The sequence below is a fragment of the Viscerimonas tarda genome (assembly GCF_054601255.1).
Genome location: NZ_BAAHWV010000006.1, coordinates 23,175 through 43,852, shown reverse-complemented (window position 1 = coordinate 43,852; position 20,678 = coordinate 23,175). Strand labels below are relative to the sequence as shown.

The 20,678-nt window shown below is 38.4% G+C and carries 19 protein-coding genes, 2 tRNA genes and 2 pseudogenes; 5 read left to right on the top strand and 18 right to left on the bottom strand.

What is annotated here, in order from left to right:
* Positions 1 to 42 precede the first annotated feature (42 nt).
* Positions 43 to 231, top strand: a complete 189-nt coding sequence (locus tag ACYPWY_RS03985; RefSeq protein ID WP_459684143.1) for a type II toxin-antitoxin system HicA family toxin — start codon at positions 43 to 45, stop codon at positions 229 to 231.
* A 24-nt stretch (positions 232 to 255) separates the two neighbouring features.
* Positions 256 to 666 (top strand): type II toxin-antitoxin system HicB family antitoxin, encoded by a 411-nt coding sequence (locus ACYPWY_RS03980; protein ID WP_459684142.1) that lies wholly within the window; start codon positions 256 to 258, stop codon positions 664 to 666.
* 9 nt (positions 667 to 675) lie between these two features.
* Here the strand turns inward: ACYPWY_RS03980 and mnmA are convergent, their stop codons facing one another.
* From mnmA to fabD, 3 genes are all read right to left on the bottom strand, one after another.
* Positions 676 to 1,746 (bottom strand): tRNA 2-thiouridine(34) synthase MnmA, encoded by a 1,071-nt coding sequence (gene mnmA, locus ACYPWY_RS03975; protein WP_459684141.1) that lies wholly within the window; start codon positions 1,744 to 1,746, stop codon positions 676 to 678.
* Positions 1,747 to 1,910: 164 nt separating this feature from the next.
* The gene (locus ACYPWY_RS03970; protein WP_459684140.1) at positions 1,911 to 3,164 is read right to left on the bottom strand and encodes an ATP-binding protein; all 1,254 of its coding nucleotides are present in this window, start codon (positions 3,162 to 3,164) and stop codon (positions 1,911 to 1,913) included.
* A 532-nt stretch (positions 3,165 to 3,696) separates the two neighbouring features.
* Positions 3,697 to 4,578 carry an ACP S-malonyltransferase gene (gene fabD / locus ACYPWY_RS03965; protein WP_459684139.1) on the bottom strand — a complete coding sequence of 294 codons (882 nt, stop codon included), beginning with the start codon at positions 4,576 to 4,578 and terminating at the stop codon, positions 3,697 to 3,699.
* A gap of 92 nt (positions 4,579 to 4,670) precedes the next feature.
* Here fabD and ACYPWY_RS03960 point away from each other — a divergent pair, with 92 nt between their 5' ends.
* From ACYPWY_RS03960 to ACYPWY_RS03950, 3 genes are all read left to right on the top strand, one after another.
* Complete coding sequence (locus ACYPWY_RS03960; RefSeq protein ID WP_459684138.1) at positions 4,671 to 4,874, top strand: hypothetical protein; 204 nt, start codon at positions 4,671 to 4,673, stop codon at positions 4,872 to 4,874.
* A 902-nt stretch (positions 4,875 to 5,776) separates the two neighbouring features.
* Positions 5,777 to 5,849 (top strand) — tRNA-Gly (locus ACYPWY_RS03955).
* A gap of 43 nt (positions 5,850 to 5,892) precedes the next feature.
* Positions 5,893 to 5,976, top strand: a tRNA-Leu gene (locus ACYPWY_RS03950).
* Positions 5,977 to 6,165: 189 nt separating this feature from the next.
* Here ACYPWY_RS03950 and ACYPWY_RS03945 read toward each other — a convergent pair.
* From ACYPWY_RS03945 to ACYPWY_RS03875, 15 genes and pseudogenes are all read right to left on the bottom strand, one after another.
* Positions 6,166 to 8,064, bottom strand: a complete 1,899-nt coding sequence (locus ACYPWY_RS03945; RefSeq protein ID WP_459684137.1) for a RecQ family ATP-dependent DNA helicase — start codon at positions 8,062 to 8,064, stop codon at positions 6,166 to 6,168.
* 44 nt (positions 8,065 to 8,108) lie between these two features.
* A complete protein-coding gene (locus ACYPWY_RS03940; protein WP_459684136.1) occupies positions 8,109 to 8,420 on the bottom strand; it encodes a helix-turn-helix domain-containing protein in 312 nt (103 codons plus the stop codon).
* Positions 8,404 to 8,739: a type II toxin-antitoxin system RelE/ParE family toxin gene (locus tag ACYPWY_RS03935; RefSeq protein ID WP_459684135.1), complete on the bottom strand. Its 336-nt coding sequence runs from the start codon at positions 8,737 to 8,739 to the stop codon at positions 8,404 to 8,406. The genes ACYPWY_RS03940 and ACYPWY_RS03935 overlap by 17 nt, the downstream gene beginning before the upstream one ends.
* A 101-nt stretch (positions 8,740 to 8,840) precedes the next feature.
* Entirely contained in the window at positions 8,841 to 9,689 is an 849-nt protein-coding gene (locus ACYPWY_RS03930; protein ID WP_459684134.1) for a glycosyltransferase, read from the bottom strand.
* A 157-nt stretch (positions 9,690 to 9,846) separates the two neighbouring features.
* A complete protein-coding gene (locus tag ACYPWY_RS03925) occupies positions 9,847 to 10,722 on the bottom strand; it encodes a glycosyltransferase (protein ID WP_459684133.1) in 876 nt (291 codons plus the stop codon).
* Between the two features lies 1 nt (position 10,723).
* Positions 10,724 to 11,449, bottom strand: a complete 726-nt coding sequence (locus ACYPWY_RS03920; RefSeq protein ID WP_459684132.1) for a glycosyltransferase — start codon at positions 11,447 to 11,449, stop codon at positions 10,724 to 10,726.
* A 19-nt stretch (positions 11,450 to 11,468) separates the two neighbouring features.
* A complete protein-coding gene (locus ACYPWY_RS03915) occupies positions 11,469 to 12,545 on the bottom strand; it encodes a glycosyltransferase family 4 protein (protein ID WP_459684131.1) in 1,077 nt (358 codons plus the stop codon).
* A gap of 97 nt (positions 12,546 to 12,642) precedes the next feature.
* Entirely contained in the window at positions 12,643 to 13,851 is a 1,209-nt protein-coding gene (locus tag ACYPWY_RS03910; RefSeq protein ID WP_459684130.1) for an EpsG family protein, read from the bottom strand.
* 95 nt (positions 13,852 to 13,946) lie between these two features.
* A pseudogene (locus ACYPWY_RS03905) lies at positions 13,947 to 14,105 on the bottom strand (DapH/DapD/GlmU-related protein); the annotation flags it as partial.
* Between the two features lie 738 nt (positions 14,106 to 14,843).
* Positions 14,844 to 15,170 (bottom strand): annotated as a pseudogene (locus tag ACYPWY_RS03900) (glycosyltransferase family 2 protein); the annotation flags it as partial.
* A gap of 10 nt (positions 15,171 to 15,180) precedes the next feature.
* Entirely contained in the window at positions 15,181 to 16,257 is a 1,077-nt protein-coding gene (locus ACYPWY_RS03895) for a glycosyltransferase WbsX family protein (protein ID WP_459684129.1), read from the bottom strand.
* 57 nt (positions 16,258 to 16,314) lie between these two features.
* Positions 16,315 to 17,553 carry an ATP-binding protein gene (locus ACYPWY_RS03890; RefSeq protein WP_459684128.1) on the bottom strand — a complete coding sequence of 413 codons (1,239 nt, stop codon included), beginning with the start codon at positions 17,551 to 17,553 and terminating at the stop codon, positions 16,315 to 16,317.
* Between the two features lie 82 nt (positions 17,554 to 17,635).
* A complete protein-coding gene (locus ACYPWY_RS03885; RefSeq protein WP_459684127.1) occupies positions 17,636 to 18,142 on the bottom strand; it encodes an acyltransferase in 507 nt (168 codons plus the stop codon).
* 278 nt (positions 18,143 to 18,420) lie between these two features.
* Positions 18,421 to 19,338: a glycosyltransferase family 2 protein gene (locus ACYPWY_RS03880; RefSeq protein ID WP_459684126.1), complete on the bottom strand. Its 918-nt coding sequence runs from the start codon at positions 19,336 to 19,338 to the stop codon at positions 18,421 to 18,423.
* A complete protein-coding gene (locus tag ACYPWY_RS03875; protein WP_459684125.1) occupies positions 19,328 to 20,677 on the bottom strand; it encodes an oligosaccharide flippase family protein in 1,350 nt (449 codons plus the stop codon). The genes ACYPWY_RS03880 and ACYPWY_RS03875 overlap by 11 nt, the downstream gene beginning before the upstream one ends.
* Between the last annotated feature and the right edge of the window lies 1 nt (position 20,678).

Here is a 20,678-nt window from a genome sequence, read left to right as displayed (position 1 = left end):
TCATTATCTTTGTAATCTAATACCCGAACGAACATAGGTAGAATGAAATACTCGGAAGTGGAACGAAAGCTAAAGGCTATGGGGTGTAGCCTTTATAGAAATGGAAAACGACATCCGATTTGGTATAGCCCGATAACAGGTTTAACATTTGAGCTGAGTTATCATCCAAGCGAGGAAGTAAAAAATGGAACACTAAAGAGTATTAGTAAAACATCAGGGGTTAAACTTTAATTCAAGATAGAAAAGAGGATAATTATGAATAAAGTAAAAGCATTTATCGAACGTGGTAAGGACGGAACGTATGGCGTTTATGTAGATTTAAACGATAATACGTTGAATTATGGAATTATCGGGGACGGGAATACGGTGCAGGAAGCAATTGAAGATTTTAAGGAATCGTATCTTGAAATGAAAGCGTTACATTGGGAAGAAGAAAAGCAATTTGTTGAAGCAGAGTTTGAATTTCAATATGATACAGCCTCATTTCTTCAATTCTATACTGCTTATTTTTCATTGGCGGGTCTGTCTCGCCTGACAGGTATTAATCAAGGTCAGTTGAGCCATTATATTACAGGTAAACGAAATCCCAGCAAACAGACCATAGAAAAAATTGATCATTCTATTCACGATTTTGCGAAAAATCTGGGTCAGGTGCAATTCGTCTAATTGTCGAAATCACCCATTAACAATCATCCCGCTCCCCAGGCAAAGTTGGGAGTTGGCATCGTATATAACGCCAAATTGTCCGGCGGCAATGCCTTGTATTTTTTCTTGGGAATGGATGCGGAACATGTCGCCTATTTTCTCTACTTTTCCGGGGGTAAATTCGGGTGTATGCCTCACTTTAAATGTAACGTCCCTGAGCTCTTCAAACTCGCCCCGAATATCTTGGGTGATAAACGAAAATCCGGCCAGATCGATTATTTTTCCGTATTGATTTTCGGTATCGTAGCCGTTGGATACATAGACTATGTTTTGGTTAATGTCCTTTTTTATGACGAACCAGGGGCCTCCGCTCAATCCCAAGCCTTTGCGCTGCCCGATGGTATGGAACCAGTATCCGTTGTGCGTTCCGATTATTTTGCCGGTTTCCAGTTCCACAATTTTACCGCTTTTTTCGCCCAAATAGCGCTTGATAAAATCGTTGTAATTGATTTTTCCCAAGAAGCAAATTCCCTGACTGTCTTTGCGTTGCGCCGATGGCAATCCTTGCTGTGCGGCAATTGCCCGGACTTCGCTTTTCAGCAGGTGTCCGATGGGGAACATCAGTTTGGCTACCTGCATGTAATTTATTTGCCCGAGGAAGTAGGTTTGGTCTTTTACCTGATCTTTGGCTGTAGACAACCAGGTCAACCCGTTGATTTCGGTGGTGGTGGCGTAATGGCCGGTGGCTATTTTGTCAAATTCCTGTCCCCATTTTTGTTCAAAGCAGCCGAACTTGATCAATTTATTGCACATCATATCAGGATTGGGGGTCAGACCACGTTTAACCGCGTCGATGGTGTAACTGACCACATTTTCCCAGTATTCTTCGTGAAGCGATACGATTTCAAACTTGCAACCGTATTTTTTTGCGATGTAGGTCGTTATTTCAATATCTTCCTCCGAAGGGCAGTCAATGTAGCCATCCTTGTCCTCCATTCCAATGCGTATGTAAAAAATAGTTGGGTCGTAACCCTGTTCTTTCAGTTGATGAACAACCACCGAACTATCGACTCCGCCCGAAACTAAAGCTGCAATTTTCATGCTGCAAAGATACGCAATTTTTTAATCGTTGTTCGCTTGCCGAAATTTTTACTGCGCGAGGGCGAGATATGGGACGATTGGGGGTTTCATTGGGGGATTATTTTTTTTTTGCATGCTGATAACGCTGATTTAATGGATTCTGCGCAGATTTTATAAATCACTAATCACGCTCCCAACGAGGCGAGCGAAATCACATTGACTCCATCTTTTCGAGTGTAACTTATTCCCGTACCGGTAATTACGTTAAGCGATTTCGGTGGATTGGTTTTTGTAGCATCAATAATTGAGTTCAAATGAAGCATATTTTTGGCTGCTTCATCAATTTGTCCTGTACCGAGTTTTATCTCAAAAGCCATCCAATCGCCATTGCGTTTTTGAACGATAGCATCTACTTCCAAATTAGTTGAATCGCGGTAATGAAACACTTTGGCATCGTTTGCTTGGGCATAAACTCTCAAATCGTGCGTTACTAACGACTCAAACAAAAAACCGGAAAACTTCAAATCGTTCAACAGGGATTTTTCATTAGCGCCAATAGCCGCAACCGACAGACTGACATCGGTAAAATGAATTTTCGGCGATTTACGCAATATGGCAGCCGAACGCAAATGAGGCGCCCACGCAGGTTGTTCCTCAATAATCATCAGGCGTTTCAAACAGTCGAGATAGTCGTAGATTGTGGGTCTGGAAATATCACCGTTTTCTTTTTCGTGAATGTCGGTGGCAAAAGTAGCAGCATCGGCAAGTGTAGCCGTATTTCGGGCTATGGAACGCAGGAGATTTCGGACTTTTATCGGGTCGCGTTTGATATTGGAAACTCGGCTCATATCAACTTCTGCAAGCAAGTCGATATAACCTGAGTTGATATTCATTGCCTGCGAAACGGATTTATGCAGCGTAGTCGGGAAACCACCGATAACTATTTTTTCGATAATCATTTCTAACGGCGTTGGCTCGTCGTATATGTCAATTTTTCGTTCTTGAAACAAGTCATTCATGCTGATTTTGCCGGAAGAAAATCCCAATTCTTGCCACGACATCGTTCGCATATCAAGCGTTGTAAATCGTCCTGCACCGGAGTGCATTTTGGTAGTTTCTTCGGGATTGGCAGAACCTGTAAGAATAAATTGAGCCGAAAGGGCACGCTCATCAACTTCGTGTCGTACCAAATTCCAAAGTTTGGGTTGTACCTGCCATTCATCAAGCAAAAGAGGCGTATTACCCATCAGTAATCGTTTGGGATTGGTGGTCATTATATCCGCAACATTTTCATCTGTATCCACCCGCACAATGCTTTTAGCAAACTGCTTTGCGGACTCGGTTTTTCCACACGCTTTTGCTCCGCGAATTAGAATAGCGCCAGAAGATTCTAATTTGCTTGATAATTCACTATCTGTCAATCTACTAGTGTATTTCATTTTACATTTTATTGCTGTTCTATTTTACAGTTTGTTGCTATTTTATTTTATACTTTGACATCGCAAAGGTATAACTAATTTTACAAATTGACAACATTTTGTTTTACAGATTGATAGATCTTTGTTTTACAGATTAACAACATTCCCGCTTGCGTCTATTTGCAATCGGTGCGTTAGTGTATTTAACAGGTTTGTTTATATCATTCATTCTTTTAATATCCTGTATTTTAGATATTTATCATAAAAATTTATGCTGCAAAGATAATGAAAATCATTTTTTCAATCCCCTGAAAAACAAAAATCTGTATGCAAGAGTAAAGGCTTTTCTTTAAAGATTAGAGGATGACAACTATTCATCACAGGGGACACGAAACACAGGAACGCAAATTACGCAGATTACGCAAATTATCGCAATTTATATATGGTTTAAAATCAGCTAATTATAAAATTAGAAGTGATTTATTTGCGTGAATTTGTGTAATCGGCGTAATTAGCGTTCCTTCTGTGTTCGGATTTTATCCCTACCAAAAGCTTATTGCTTTCCGCTTGTAACGGCTTCTTTGTTAATCTTTTTAATCAATCCCTGAAGAACAGCGCCGGGTCCGAGTTCGACAAATTCGGTTGCTCCGTCGGCTATTATATGTTCAACCGATTGCGTCCATTTTACGGGGGCGGTCAGTTGTGCTATCAGGTTGGTCTTAATTGTTGCCGGATTGATTTCGGCAACTGTCGAAACATTTTGATATACAGGGCAAACAGGCGCTGAGAATTGCGTTTCGTTGATGGCCTTTTCCAATTCAGCTTTCGCCGGTTCCATCAAGGGCGAGTGGAAAGCGCCGCCTACGCTTAACTTCAGGGCACGTTTTGCGCCCGCATTTTTCATCAACTCGCAAGCCGCATCTATACCGGCATTTGAACCGGAAATGACAATCTGCCCGGGGCAGTTATAATTGGCCGGCACCACCACTTCGCCGGTAATCGAAGCGCAGATTTCTTCCACTTTTTCGTCCGGCAGGCCCAATACAGCCGCCATTGTCGAAGGGTTCAATTCGCAGGCTTTTTGCATGGCCAACGCCCGTTTGTAAACAAGCTTCAATCCGTCCTCGAACGAAAGCGCATTGGAGGAAACAAGCGCCGAAAACTCTCCAAGCGAATGGCCTGCAACCATATCGGGTTTAAAATCAGCCCCTAAGGTTTTTGCCAGAATCACCGAATGTAGAAATATAGCAGGTTGTGTTACTTTGGTTTGACGAAGGTCTTCATCTGTGCCGGCAAACATCAAATCGGTGATACGGAAACCAAGGATTTCGTTTGCTTTTTCAAACAGTTCTTTTGCAACAGAAGAGGTGTTGTAGAGGTCGTTCCCCATACCAACAAACTGAGCTCCCTGACCGGGAAATACAAATGCTTTCATAATTTACTAATTACATTAAAATTAAGGCTGGCAAAGTTAGTAAAAATATTAATTAGCAAATTAGCAAATTAGTAAATTAGCAGGGCAAACGCATGAAAATTTTTAGTACTACTGTTACGAATGAGATTCCTCCCTTTGGTCGGAATGACTCGCCTGTTAGGGGTTTAAGGGATGAGGAAGTGGCGGCGAAGCCGCCACTTCCTCATCCTCTCTCCCAAAAAGGAGACAGTCATTCCGACCAAAGGGAGGAATCTCCTGCTCATATCAGCAACTTTACCGAAAGGTGTAAGGCGTAAAATTTTTCATGGTTTGCCCTGAGTAAATTTGATAATTAGCAAATTAAAAAAGCAAATGCAACATACACTGTAGGATGACAAGTGCGTCAAAGGGCTGATGGATAATCATAAAAATAGAAAACCTCATTCCAACCTAATTCATTTTCAAAAAACAACCTCAGTAGCAAATAAATAGCAACACAAGAAACCTCATTACATCATTTATATATCTGCAATTCTATCCAGGTTCTAAAAACTACATTATTGAGGCTAGCATGGATTCTCCCCCAGTCTGTGCCGACGACGAACACGCCTGCATAGCTCTGCACACCTATCGGACTTTTTTTATGCGTTTTTCTTTGCATATTATTTTGATAAAATAAAAAATGGCTATATCTTTGCATCCGAAATATCGCGAAGGACGATACATATTGCGAAAGTAGCTCAGTTGGTAGAGTACGACCTTGCCCCCAAAGATAGAGGCTCCGGCCTAGGCAAGGAAATGCGGTTATTGCGGAGAAGATACATATTGCGAAAGTAGCTCAGTTGGTAGAGCACGACCTTGCCCCAAAAGATAGAGGCTCCGGCCTTGGCAAGGAAATGCAGTTATTGCGGAGAAGATACATATTGCGAAAGTAGCTCAGTTGGTAGAGCACGACCTTGCCCCCAAAGATAGAGGCTCCGGCCTTGGCAAGGAAATGCGGTTATTGCGGAGAAGATACATATTGCGAAAGTAGCTCAGTTGGTAGAGCACGACCTTGCCCCCAAAGATAGAGGCTCCGGCCTAGGCAAGGAAATGCGGTTATTGCGGAGAAGATACATATTGCGAAAGTAGCTCAGTTGGTAGAGCACGACCTTGCCCCCAAAGATAGAGGCTCCGGCCTTGGCAAGGAAATGCGGTTATTGCGGAGACGATACATATTGCGAAAGTAGCTCAGTTGGTAGAGCACGACCTTGCCAAGGTCGGGGTCGCGGGTTCGAGTCCCGTCTTTCGCTCTGATGTGGCAGAGGCCACATTTTTTTTCTGAATTTAGTATATGCGCACGTGGTGGAATTGGTAGACACGCTACTTTGAGGGGGTAGTTTCCGTAAGGATGTGTGAGTTCGAGTCTCGTCGTGCGTACTTTAAAAGAAAACCTGCTGAATAAGCGGGTTTTGTTGTTTATATTGATTAGAGGACACGAAATGTATGAACGCAAATTACGCAGATTTTCGCAATTTATATATTGTTTAAAATCAGTCAATTTATAAAATTAGTTGCGCGAATTCGCGTAATCTGCGTAATTTGCGTTCTTCTTGTGGTTCGGATATTTCATCCCAGCCTCAACTTCCCAATATCCAGCACAATAACTCCCCGGTCGATTTGGAAGCGGATGACCTCTATAATGTCTTCGGCGGGAAAGGCTGGTAACTGCTCTGTTAAAGCCTCAATAGTAAGTGTTTGCTTGTTGAGGATATTTTTTACTTCCTCAAAAATCATGTCAAAATTGGCGGATGAGAGTCTCCTTTTGCTTTTCGACAGACACACATCGCACTGGCCGCAATCTTTGGAATCCGTTTCTCCGAAATAAGCCAGCAACATGCGGCTGCGACATACGTCCTTCCGTTCTGCATAATTGGCCATTGCCTCAATCCGGTCTTTGAAGCGGTCTTTGCGCTCTTCGTACACATTTTTGGGAATACGCACGTAGCGCGCATCCTGACGGGGTTGTGTATAGACAATCAGCGGCGTTTTTTTGTGTGGAATATAATCTATAATGTTTTGTTTTGTCAATACTTTCAACATTTCGTAAACATCGTTTCGCGTCCTGTTCAGGCGGGTGGCAATGGCTGTTTCGTCGATGTTTATGTAATCGGTAAAAATACCCGGGTATAACCTCAAAATAATGTTGATTACTTGGTCGTACTCCTTTCCCAAATCGTAGTGGTATAATTCATCCCGGTAAACGCGGAAAATCAGTCTCGAACGGTTCTCTTCTTCGTCGGTGTATTCGATATAACCGGCCATGTCGAGAATTTTGAGGGCATTATGTGTCTGATTTATTGGTAGTTTGTAAGTCGAACAAAACTGGTAGAGGTTGAAATCATAGACCTTGTTTGTGCCGAAACCCTCGGCCACCTGCAAAAAATACGCCAGCGCCTCATACACATGCACCACGAATGTCCTTTCGGGAAATCCGTCCGAAATCCGCTTTTTCAGGACGGTTTTGTCGTTTTTGGTATAAAGTATGACCGCATACGACTTTTTCTCATCCCGTCCACCCCTGCCGGCTTCCTGAAAATATTCTTCTATCGAATTGGGTAAGTCGGTGTGTATCACTAAACGCACGTCGGGCTTGTCGATTCCCATTCCAAAGGCATTGGTGGAGACAATGATGCGGCGTTCGTTGTTTTTCCAGGCGTTTTGCTTTCGGGTTTTTTCTTCGTTTCTTAGTCCTGCGTGGTAGTAATCGGCCGAAAAGCCACAATTCACCAGCTCTTCGGCTATTTCTTTCGTTTTTTGCCGGCTTCTTACATACACAATCGTGCATCCGGCTATTTTATTGAGAATCCTAATTAGCGAACCCATCTTGTTTTCGGTTTCATACACCGAGTAAGCCAGGTTATCGCGCTTGTAACTCTTTCTGAAAACGTTCTTTTCGCCGAAGCCCAGGTTGTTTTGTATATCGTCCACCACACCCGGGGTAGCCGTAGCGGTTAGCGCCAGAACAGGCGTTTTGGGCAGGTATTCGCGAATGTTGACAATATTCAGATACGAAGGGCGGAAATCGTATCCCCACTGCGATATGCAATGCGCCTCGTCCACCACCAGCAGACAGATATTCATGTCCTTCAACTTCTTCAGAAACAGCTCCGAAGCAAGCCTTTCGGGCGAGACATACAGAAATTTATAATCGCCCAGCACGGCATTTTCGAGGGTAACGAGGATTTCCTGATAGGTCATGCCCGTGTAAACAGCCAAGGCTTTAATTCCCCGCTGCTTCAGGTTATCCACCTGGTCTTTCATCAGGGCGATTAGCGGTGTTACCACCAGGCACAAGCCCTCCATGGCCATTGTCGGCGCCTGAAAAGTGAGCGACTTGCCGCCACCGGTCGGCATCAGTCCAAGCGTATCCTTCCCCGCAGCCACAGAGCGGATAATATCCTCCTGCAAGGGACGAAAAGAGGAGTACCCCCAGTATTTATACAGTATTTCGTGATAGGTGGACATGGGGTTGAATTGAGGGTTGAGGGTTGAGAATTAATCCAATCCCTTTAATAAATCGGTTTTACTATTTCAACTCTCAATCCCAGGGCGTCTATTATGCGGTAGAATGTACCTACACTTGGTTCTATAAGTCCGTTTTCGATTTTGGAGATATAGGATTTTTCGGATCCGATGCGGGCGGCGAGTTCCTGTTGGGTTATTTTCTCGTTTTTTCGGGCATCGTGTATTATCTGTCCCATGCAATAGGCGTATGCTTCGCGGCGGAAAGCTTCGCGTTCGGGTGTTCCGACTTTGCCGAACTTCGCATCCATTATGTCATCTACGCTTGTCAGTAAGCTTGAGTTATCGTTTGTTTGCATAATATTCATTTTTTAATTGTATCGCTCTGTTGATTTCTTTTTCCGGTGTTTTCTGCGTTTTCTTTTGAAACCCGTTAAACAATATTACGACATTCCCTTTGTCGAAACAGAAAAAAATGCGGTATATATTGCCTTCGTATTCAGTACGCAACTCATACACATTATCACGTATATACTTAACAAACTTTTTAGAAATTCTATCCTGTGTTTTAAGTATATCAAGCGTATAAAATATTTTCAGTGATACATCTTCATCAAGAGCCGATATAAATTCTAAAAAGTAATTCTTATACGTTGTTATTATTCTCTCTCTTATCATACAGCAAAGGTATATAAAATAGCAATATGTTGCAACTTTTTGAATCAAAAAAAACGCATAGAGCAAACAACTCTAACGATAGATTAAATGAATTGTATCCCTCAGTAATTGATAAAAGAATTTTTCTTTCTCAAAAGTTTGGAATATACCATTTGCCTTAATTTTATTGGTATCAACCTAACAACAAAACGAATAGCGCAATTATATACAAACTGGGGAAAGGTTAAAAAACCCATTTTATAAAAATCATAATGATGTGCCATGTCTATTTTTAAATACCAAAATCCACCTCTTTTCTTTATAGAATCTTCATTTGTTCTGAAATACAACAGTGGTTCTTGTATATTGTAAAATTTATAGCCTTTCATTATGGCTCTAACCCATAAATCATAATCTTCTCCGAAGGTAAAATTATTGTAGCCGCCACAATCAAATATAGCTGATTTTCGATACATTGCAGCAGGTTGATTCATTGGACATCTCCTCTTTGCATATTTGATAATGGCGCCATGTTTTTCCGGTAAAACTCGATATGATGAGATATTATGTATATCATTATTTTTAAATTCACATATTGATGCACTTACGAATGCTAATTCAGGATTTTTTTCATAGACATCCAATTGCTTTTCAAATCGCGTTGGGAAACTTATATCATCACTGTCTATTTTTGCCACTAAATCATAAGAACATTGCTTAAGCCCTTCATTGATAGCTTTTCCGGTTCCTATATTTCTAGGTAAATAGATAAGTTTTGTAATATAAAAATAATTCGACTTAAATTCATTCAAAATTTTATCCAAGTCCATATTTAAAGGTCCATCAGCGACTATTACAATTTCGGAAGGGATACGAGTTTGATTCACGATGCTATCCAATGCCTCTTTTAAAAACTGAGGATTATCTTTATGATAAACTGTTGCAAGCGCTGAAAAATTTATGTTTTGCATTTGATTTATTTTAAAATAAAAACTCTTGGCGTTTTATTAAGGTGCGACGAAAAATTGCCACAGGGAACAAGTTCTCCTTCTGTATGTATAGAACTAAAAAGCAATGGTCTAACGTCCACTGGTGGTGGGCGTCAAACCATGCATCTCTTTCTGCCCTTCAAGGGGAAGAAGGAGGTTTATTTATGTAATTATTTATTAAAAGATGTTTATGCGGGGGGGGTAAAATCCTAGTTCCCAATAACTTATTGTACACGCGTTGCCTCAATACCGGAGGTATCAACCTAACAACAAAACGAACAGCACAATTATATACAAACTGGGGAAAGGTTAAAAAACCGATTTTATAAAAATCGTACTGATGTCTTAGTTCTATTATGCCATACTTCCAACCTCCCCTGCGTTTAATTGTATCCAAATTCGTTCTGAAGTAAAGTAGAGGTTCCTGTATATTATAAAATTTGTAGCCTTTCATCAAAGCTCTAATCCAAAGATGATAATCTTCCGGAAATTCCTTATATCCACCGGCATCAATAACGGCCTGTTTTCTGTACATTGTTGCCGGATGATTTACAGGACATCTCTTTTTCGCGTACAAATAAATCTCATTGTGTTTCTCGGGTAGATTTCTATAAGAGCGAATATTGTCGGGCGTATCAATAAATTCGGCAATACCGGAGCTAATAAAAGAAATATCTGGCTGATTCCTGATAATATCCAATTGCTTTTCAAACCGGTATGGGTAACAAATATCATCGGTATCCATACGAGCAATCCACTCATACGAACAATGCTTTATCCCTTCATTCAGGGCATTGCCAAGCCCTTTATTTAGAGGTAGAGAAATAACTTTTAATATCGGATAATTCTTTTGGTAAGCATCTATTATCCGGTCCAAGTCGGGCGTTAAAGGCCCATCCTTTACCAAAACAACCTCCGCCGGAGGAACGGTTTGATTAAAGACACTATCCAGCGCTTTTTGTAAAAACAATGGATTTTCTTTGCAATATATTGATAGAAGAACTGAGAAATTCATATTATATGCGATTATTTTTTACAAAACATAGCCCCTTGGTAAAAAGACGAAACAAAAGATGCACGTATATATACAATCTGTAATACACCATATAGCTATATGAATTCTTTTTACCAACAGATACATTGCTATTATGTATTCTATAATAGGTTAGTTTTTCATCAACAAACTTCACTTTTCCCACATTTTCGGCTAGCATCCCCAACCAAGCATCGTGTAATGGCAGTTTTGGGGGAAATGGGAATGCAATATTTAACAAACTTTTTCTGAAAGCAATACAACAACCATGATAACTGGGGCGGGTTATAAGGCAATTGCGTTTCGGGGATTTTCCGTTACAAAAACTTGTATTATGCCTAATTTCATCATCAATAATATAACAGCAATCGGAGACTACCAAATCATTGCCTTCAAAATTTTCTAAAAATATTTTCAGCTTGTTTGCGTCCCAAATATCATCCTGATCCGACAAAAAAATAAATTCACCTTTCGCTTGTTTTAATGCATTCTCGAAATTGGAAGTTGTTAAAATGTGATTGGATAGTCCTTTTTTATTTCTTTGAAAATTGTAAATCTTTATTCTTGAATCTTTTAATTCGCTTAAAATTGCAATAGTATTATCCGTAGAAGCATCATCCGAAATAATTAATTCATCATCATCGGATAATTGACATAATATACTTTCAACTTGTTCTTTTATATATTTTGTGCCATTATAGGTAGCCATGCAAACCGAAACCATAATACTATATTAACGAATTATACACTTCCAAATGTTGCTCTGCTGTTTTTTCCCACGAGAACAGGTTTACTCTCTCCAAGCCTTTTTTCACCAATTCAGCTCTTAATCCGGTACTTTCCAATACGGTTTTCATGGCAATATACATATCCTCTACGTCGTAAGGATTAAAATAGCGACCTGCTTCCCCCGCAATCTCAGGAAAACAGCTGGCACTAGATAAAACCACAGGGCAACTATTTACCATCGCTTCCAATAGAGGCATTCCGAAACCTTCGTAAACAGAAGGGAAAACAAATATTTCCGCATCTCGGTATAATTGACCTAATTGTGTTTCTGTCGCCGAAAAGTGGCGTACATTATTTGAAATATTATATTCTCTGAACAGTCCTAATTCTTCCACCGAAAATGGTAAACTTGTGCATATCAACATCAAATCGGGATAAGATTTGTTGAGCAAACTAAAACTCTGCACAAGTCGCTTGAAATTTTTATATTCGGGACGCATCCCGACATTCAAAATATACGGCTTGTCAACAATTCTTCCCAATGGCAGATTTTCATATTCCCGTTTGTCTATCCCATGATAAATAACACTAATTTTATCAGGGTCGATATTCCACATTTCTACTAAATCTTTTTTTGTGTTTTCGCTTATCGCAATAATTTTATCTGCCCGTTTTATTGACTTTTTTTGAATTGCAACCATAGCATCATTTCTGAAGTAGGTAGAAAAGTTCATATCGTGGAAAGTCATTACCATTGGTTTATTGCCTATTGCCTTCAAACAATATGTTTCGAAATGGGTTTGATGAAAAACATCATAATCTTTTTTCAACAGCCGATAAGTGGAATAGGGCTTATTCAAAATATTCATTATATACCCCTGGCCTCTAAACCATTTATTGGGAAAGAAATGATTGACTTTAAATAATTCAAGCTGTTTTACATATTCATTATTAGAAAGCAAGGTGGTTGTGTCCCATACTTCTCTGGGCATGTTGGCCAACAATTCGCAAAAATATTTGGAGGCGCCTCCATATTTCTGATAGGAGAAGATTTGATGATCAAAAATTACTTTCATAGAGTGATAATAAATTATTCAATAGTATAAAGGAACTCAAAAAAACGGATATTACAAGAAAAATAGTTTAAAATAGCTTCTAAGTAAGCGCCAAAACTTAATCTTTTTCAAGAACCCTTTTGAGTGTATCTTTCAATATTGCCGCTTTTTCCTCATAAGATTCAATTCCAAATAAAATATTATGGTATTTAGATGTAATATCGGAACTCCCCATCAACAATTTAATACAGCCATACAAAAATAAAGCAGATACGAATAAGAACTTATATCTAATTGTCTTGAGGCAGTAGAAAAATGCAGGATAGAGTATCCAATAGACAAAAATAAATAAAAACGGAACCCGTTCTACCAAAATTGTAAATTCGGAGAAGTATAAAAAACAAATAGTATAGATAAAGTACACATTAAAGAAAACGTTAGCTTTATCAAAATTCTTAAGTATCTGCTTCCTGAATAAGAAGAATAATATAAAAGATGCCGTCCGTTCGATATACCCAATAGTAACGCCATAAGAAGTTGATAATCCACTTTCTAAATATATCTCGGTGAGGAAGCCGGCACGCCCGCCTAATAAATTAGTGAAAAGAAGCAGGGCAGGAGTCATAAATTTTGCTTGAGAAAGATACAATAAATTCCCAATAATAAAAACTACCCAAATTACTTTATTAGAAATCTTTTTATTTAGAACAAAATACAATGGCAAGTATAATATAGAAGTAAAATGGATAAACGTCCCGATAAAATTAATCAGCATATATTTGCCCATACTCCTGTTTTCAACATACTTGATAGAATACATGAACAAAACTATAGATTTTATATTGCGCATCAGATTTATCTCTATCAGTAATCCTCCAAATATATAAAACAGGATAAAGCTCAATGCATAATATTTGGAATATTTTCTGAAAAAATAATCCAAGAAAAAAACATCTATAAGAGAGGAAATAAATTGCCAGCAATAATAATTGGGGAAAATGGATTTTATGATGATTGAATATAACTTAAATCCGGGTTCCATAGTCCCTAGTCCATTTATCTCAGTATCAAATGTGGAGGCCATATCGCCTCCTCCCCAAATTGTAGGCAATCGATCAAAAAATGGGTAATAATTAATCCAATCTGTATTTATAAAACCCCTTAATCCGAAGAAAAATAAGAAAACAGAAATGCAAAGATACCTTACAATGGCAATATCTTTATTCTTATTGATAAGTCGAAATTCGAGAAACATTAATGCGAAGAAATACACATACAAACAAATGTATGGTACCGAGTATAAATAGCTAAATAATGGTTCGTTCATTCTATTCTTCCAAACAAATATATCTTATTTCAGTCATTGTAATCAAATCACACAAAAGGAAGTGTCCACTCACATTTATAATCTAAATCATGAGGCCTTTTCCCTATAACTTTTGCAGGAACACCGCCCACTACCGTATATGGTTCAACATCCTTTGTAACTACAGCGCCTGCCGCAACAACTGCTCCTTTGCCTATGGTTACACCCCTCAGTATGGTGGCGTTAACGCCTATCCACACAAAATCGTTAATAATAATCGGGCGAAAATCTCCAACAAAACTTTTAGACTGGACATCGTGTCCACCCGTCATTAAGGTAACTTGGTGAGAGATGGAAACATTATTCCCAATCTGAATTCCCGCTCGTGCATCAAAAAAACATCGCCGGTTGATGTGGGTATTCTCCCCTATGGAAAGCTTGTGGATGCAGAAAAAGCTTTGGGACATATTCATTATGGAACCCCTGCCAATTTTAATGCCCAACAGTTTGTAATAAACTTTTCGTATCCACCAAATTGGGGTATTTGCAATTACATGGTTGCAAAAATAATAGGAGAAGAAATTGTATATATATTTGAAAACACAATTATTTCGCAGAATCGAGAGTAATAATTTTAGCAAAAGAAAGATAATTCCTTTCACTGCATTTTGTTCTTTTCGGGTGATGAGAAAGATATACCAAATACTTTTGAGTGGGTGATTCGATGCTCCTTCTATGGCATAAACCAAAACGTTAACATCCACTTTCTTGAACGTCTTCCCCATCTTAAACAGTTGATATATGCAATTGTAGTCCAACGCATAATGCAATTTATTGCTAAGAGACAGGTCAAACTTTACCTCCTTGTGTAAGCTTGCTCTGACAAACGACGCCCCATGCCTGTATGTGGGGTATTTTCTCAATAGTTTACTATCCGTGCCTGCATTAACCGTTACTCTGTTACCAATCTCATCTATTTGAACCGAATCTCCATATACGACGTCAATATCAGGGTAATTATTATTCTCGAACACTTTTTCTAGCACATCGTTGGTGGTAAAAGAATCTCCCGCATTCATAAAATTAATCCAGTCGCCCGAAGCTCTGTCAATCCCCTTATTCATGGCATCATAAATACCTTTGTCGGGTTCACTTACCCAATACGATATTTTATCGGCATATTTTTTTATGATGTCCACCGTGCCGTCTGTGCTACCGCCGTCGATAACAATGTACTCGATATTGTTGTATGTTTGCTTTATGACAGACAACAGCGTTTCTTCCAGCACCGTAGCAGCGTTGTAGGTAACTGTTATAATAGAAATTAATGGTTTATACATATCAACAAATTCAGCTAAGTATATGTTTTAAAACTTCAAGGTATTTCTTCCCAAACTTCAAATCAGGTTCCAAATAATTACCTTCAGCCCATTCGTTCCATGCTTTTATAAATAGAATATTTTCCTCGCCATTCTTTCCTCGATTCGGTTCGAGCACTTTCTCCAGCAAATATTTCCATTTTTCGGGTGTAGTATTTGTTAATACTATTCCGAGTGATCCGCTTCTCGGAGAATGATCGAAATTTGGGAGTACGCAGGGTATATATTCCTTAAAAGAATCATGTTTTTTTAAGAGAGTATTTGTATATTCATCATAGCTGAGGAGATATGGATACCCGAATATGGTCAATATTTTTTGATTTAGTTTTTTCAAAAAACTTCTGCCTTTAAACGTCTCTTTTATATAATCAATAACAACATTATTAATACCTGTGGATACCAGATTTTTTGCACTATATGGATCATACGTAAACGAAATAAAATATATTCCATCAAAACCATTTTCTTGCGCTAATTTGTTCCATAGATTTATAAATTGGCCTATATCAGGAACATCCGATGCCGCATATAATCCAAAAATAGGCTTGTTTCCAACTTTTATGTATCTTTTATCAAGAAATGCAGGCAATACAGCATTAAAATGGTCAATGTAATCCTGTTCTCCCGGATATGTCTGTTCTATTAGCAATTTATCTTTTATATCGGTTCTCCATGTTTTTGCATACCATGAATGATTTGCCCAGCATAAACAAAAAGGATAATCAGGTTTCCCCGATTCAAGAACGGCATTGAATACTTGATCCAACAAGCGCCGTCCCGCAAACCAATAGTGCCAATAGCAAAAGCCTTCAATACCGGCTTCTCGAGCCATTTTAGCCTGCTCTTCCCTTGTTTCAGCCACGCGAAGATCATAATAGCCTAAATCAGCAGGGACTTTAGGTTGATAATGTCCCTTAAATAAAGGTTTTGCCTTACCAACATTTGTCCATTCGGTAAACCCTTTTCCCCACCATTCGTCATTTTCCTTGGTAGGATAAAATTGTGGCAAATAAAAAGCTATAGCTCTAACTTTATTTTTATGCTCCATAATTACGAATTTATTTCTTTTATAATTTTAGCCGGTATTCCTCCCACAACACAGTTTCTATGAGATTGAGTTTAATTCGTTTTCAATCAACCCGACAGCTTCATTCAAGCCACAAACAAAGACATTTTCCTTAACAGGATAGTTTCCCGCGACAGGGGATACCACAAATGATTTTTGCGGCTTGACAATTTCAATCGCGTTCCAAAATCCTTTTGCCAGCTGCGGTGCAACGGAAGCCTTACATTCTACCGCTATGGTTTTACTGTTTTGCCGGATAATCAGATCAATTTCGTCGCCTGTGGCGCTGCGATAAAACGAAAACCGTGCATCAGGCAGCGCAGAGCAAATATTCTCAATGACCAATCCTTCCCACGAAGCTCCCAAGACCGGATTGCCCAGCAGACTGTTATAATCTTTAATTTGAAGCAATTGATGCAGGATACCTGTATCGCGTATATAAAATTTTGGCGACTTTACCATACGTTTCTTCATATTTGTTTCGTATGGAAGAAGCGTTCTTGCCAAAAAAGTCTGCTCCAGCAAATCAATATAGCGCCTGACCGTAGTATGGGAAACTCCCAATGCATCACCTATTTTGGACGTATTCAATATTTGTCCCGAAAAATGGGCGCAAAGCGTCATAAAACGCTGCATCTGCAATGCCGGAATCTGGATTCCCAACTGGGGTAAATCGCGCTGGACGTATGTTTTTATAAAATTTTCGCGCCATATACAACTTGCCTCATCGTTTATCGCCAAAAAACTGTCGGGAAAAGCGCCGCGATTCCAGTATTTTTCCAGCGAAAACCCGGAAGTTCCAGCTAATTCACTTATCAGGAATGGCGTTAACTCCAAAATACCTATACGTCCGGCTAAACTTTCCGAAGTTTCTTGTATTAATTCTTGTGAGGCTGAACCAAGCAGGATAAACCGACTTGCACGGCGGTCGCTGTCTATTTCGCTGCGGAGAACAGAAAACAACTGTGGGACTAACTGTATTTCGTCCAAGCAGATAACTGCATCTTTGTTTGATTTGAAAAAGAGAGAAGGTTCTGTCAATTTGTTCAAATCCGACCGGTTTTGCAGGTCGAGATACAGAATATTGTCCTTTTCCCGAGCCAGTATTTTTACAAGGGTTGATTTTCCGCATTGACGCGGCCCTAAGATTAATACCGCCGGAAAAACAGCCAGGTACTTATAAATAGCTAGCTCCAGATTCCTTCCGATGTAGTTTTGCAAATTGCTCATGACCTGTTCAATTTGCACAAAGGTAGCGCTTTGTTTTCTTAATTCCAAACATTCATCAATGCTATAATATTGGCAATCATTGATAACTTCTGCTAAATTTATTGTAATAAATTTTTAGCACAAAAGTTTTTCATATTTCTCTTATTTCTTTTATTACTCTAGCCGGTATTCCTCCTGCAACACAGTTTGCCGGAATATCCCTTGTTACTACGGCATTAGACCCTATAATAGTATTTTTACCAATATGCACGCCTGCCAGTATGGTTGCCTTGTCTCCAATCCACACGCCATCTTCAATCACCACCGGGCCTTTTGAATACAAAGGTCGCTTTTGGGGTGGAATAGATAACAACGCGTATTCGGTTTTTCCGTGAGCGTTATCGGTAATTGTTACTTTTTTGCCCATCAATACATTATCCCCAATTTCGATTTTGTTTATCGCTGTAATGTGGCAATCTTCACCAATATTTACATTATTGCCTATCGTAATTTGAGGGGAGAATTTATCTTCTTCAAATTCATCCCATGCCGTGATAATTGCGCGTGCCCCAATACCAACATTCTTGCCTATTGATATATATTTACAACCAAGCAAAACAATCGGACAATGTAATATGGAATTTTTTCCGAATTTCAAGAAATTTGGAGTAATCCAGCAGGTATATATCCGGTTTTTGAATGACTTTATTCGTTTCGCAAACGAATACGGGAATAAGACAAATCCAATACGGCTTATTAGTAAAACTGCAAAATGAATGATTTTATGTAATATTTTTTTTAATAGCATAATTTATCTGGTTTTACAGGTCGTTTTTCTTGAATCTATTTTTTATCAGTTCTTTGATGTTTAATATTTTATTCAATTCAAAAAAACAATAAACACACAAAAGAATAAAAATATGCCAACAATTTTCTTCACTTCACAATCTTCTTAATAAAGACTTTCAAGCAAAAAATAAAAATACCCCCGTAAAAATAAGGATATAAACCGTATGTTGAAAATAATATTTTCCAAGCGCCGTTTGTTTTAAAATTTCCGATGTCTTTTTTTATTAGGAGCCTAAAGATATAACCGATTACAAAATTCTTATAAAGACTGTGTTTCTCTTTTCTATAAGAGTTTTCGGTTAGCAGTCCTTTATCCACAAACTCATGCCAAATATTGAGGTAATTTGTTACAAATACTTCAAAGTAATTATAACCACCATTGCTTTGGGAATCCAGTCCTACTTCAAAGACTCCTTGATGCATCATAACATTCTTATTTTCCGACAAAGCAGCAGTCATATAAAGAGGGACAAGAGTAAAATATGTTCCAAGATATTTATTAAAATCAATTTGAGGAACATATTTAGTATTAACAATATTTGAACTGATAAAGGTAATCCAAAAACTTACCTCAGAGAAGAATTTCTGAGAATCAGTCTCAATCGAAAATAATTCTTTCTTCGGGGAACCTATTTGTAAATGCAGCAACCCATAAGTATCTTCTTTCAAAATGTCAATAATTAAAGACAATGAATTATCAAATAGAATATCATCATCGCCCAAAAGCCAAACATATTTTCCCTTGGCTTCACGAAAGCATTGTACAAAATTTCCGTCCATACCCAAATTAACGGAGTTTCTTATATATCTGATGGCTAAGCCTTGATCTATATATTTTTTGACAATTGCTTGTGTATCGTCCGGAGAGCAATTATCCGAAACAATCAGTTCTATGGGTTCAGAAACTGTGTTTAGTTGCTCTTTTATCTTACTTAAAGACAAATCAAGGATTCTTCCTCTGTTATAAGTTGGAATACAAAGTGATAATAAAAAATTATTTTCCATGAAATTCTTTCTTTTTTGTTGTGAAAATGTAATAACTAAGGGGCAAACTGATAAAAACAACAATACCGGTATATCCAAGAACAACACCATCAACCCCAATAAATTTGCCGAATAAAAAAGTTGACAGCCCACTTGATAATCCAATAATTACGGCCTGTATTAAAAACGGTTCTTTTTTGTGGCAACGCAAATAGGTTGCCCATGCATTCACAATGTTATTAATAATAATGGTCAAAGCAAGAAGTCCCGATAGTAGAACCGGAAGAAATCTGTCGCATAACGGAGGATAGACTTGCGATAATCCTATAAGAAAAACTATAAACAGAACACTACAACCTGTAGAAACAATTGTGGACGATTTTACTGTTTGCCTAAAGGACACATCAAGATTATTATACTCTTTTCGAGATATATATGAAGACCAAAGCGGGATTTTAGTAGATGTCCAACTTAGGGCTAATGATAATATTCCATTTAAGGCGGCTAAAGTCATCCCCATTTGCCCTGCAACTTTTGCTCCCGAATAAGCAAATAGAACAGGATTAAAAAGTTGAAAAATGAAATAACCACTTAACCAACTTAATGCAATTCGCCATTGATAGGGAAAAACTTCCGTTCTGTAATTAATTTTCTCCGAAACTTCATGTTTCCACAAATTGAGGAAAATGATAAAAAAACGCTTCTTCCATAAAAATATGAAAGATATGACAAATCCTATGGAAGCGGCAAAAGCAGACGCATAAAGTTTGCCTCCCGACAATAGCACAATCCAAACCAACAAAATGGAGCTTACTTGTGTTATTAACCTCAAAAATGCAATGTCTTTTACTTTACCAAATCCTTCTACAAAAGCAACTAACGGACTTATAAACAGATTAAATGCTGATGAAAAGCATAAAATAATCCAAGGAATTTTCCACGTAACAGAATCCGTATTGCCAAAATTTGAGAAAAATAGAAAGCCTGCAACAATTAATGTACAAAGAAATAATATACTGATAATAATATACCATTTTGCAAAAAGATGCAATAGCGATGATAAGCGCGATTTATATTTATCGGGACCTTCAAAATTATTTTCATGCAACGTTAATTGGGCTGCCTCATGTGCAACGTATTGTGTTATAATACCCCCTAAGCCAAGTTCAAAAAATATTTGGATAGCTAATATACTACCAAATGTATAGTAATATCCTTGTTCATCAGAAGTTAAAAAGGCGGCAATAATAAATATAGTGAGAACACCTCCTCCGGCCTGAATAATTCTAGCCATAGATGAATATGCAATGGCTCTGTCAACAGCCAGTTTCTCCAGTATATTTTTAACTATGCCTATCATC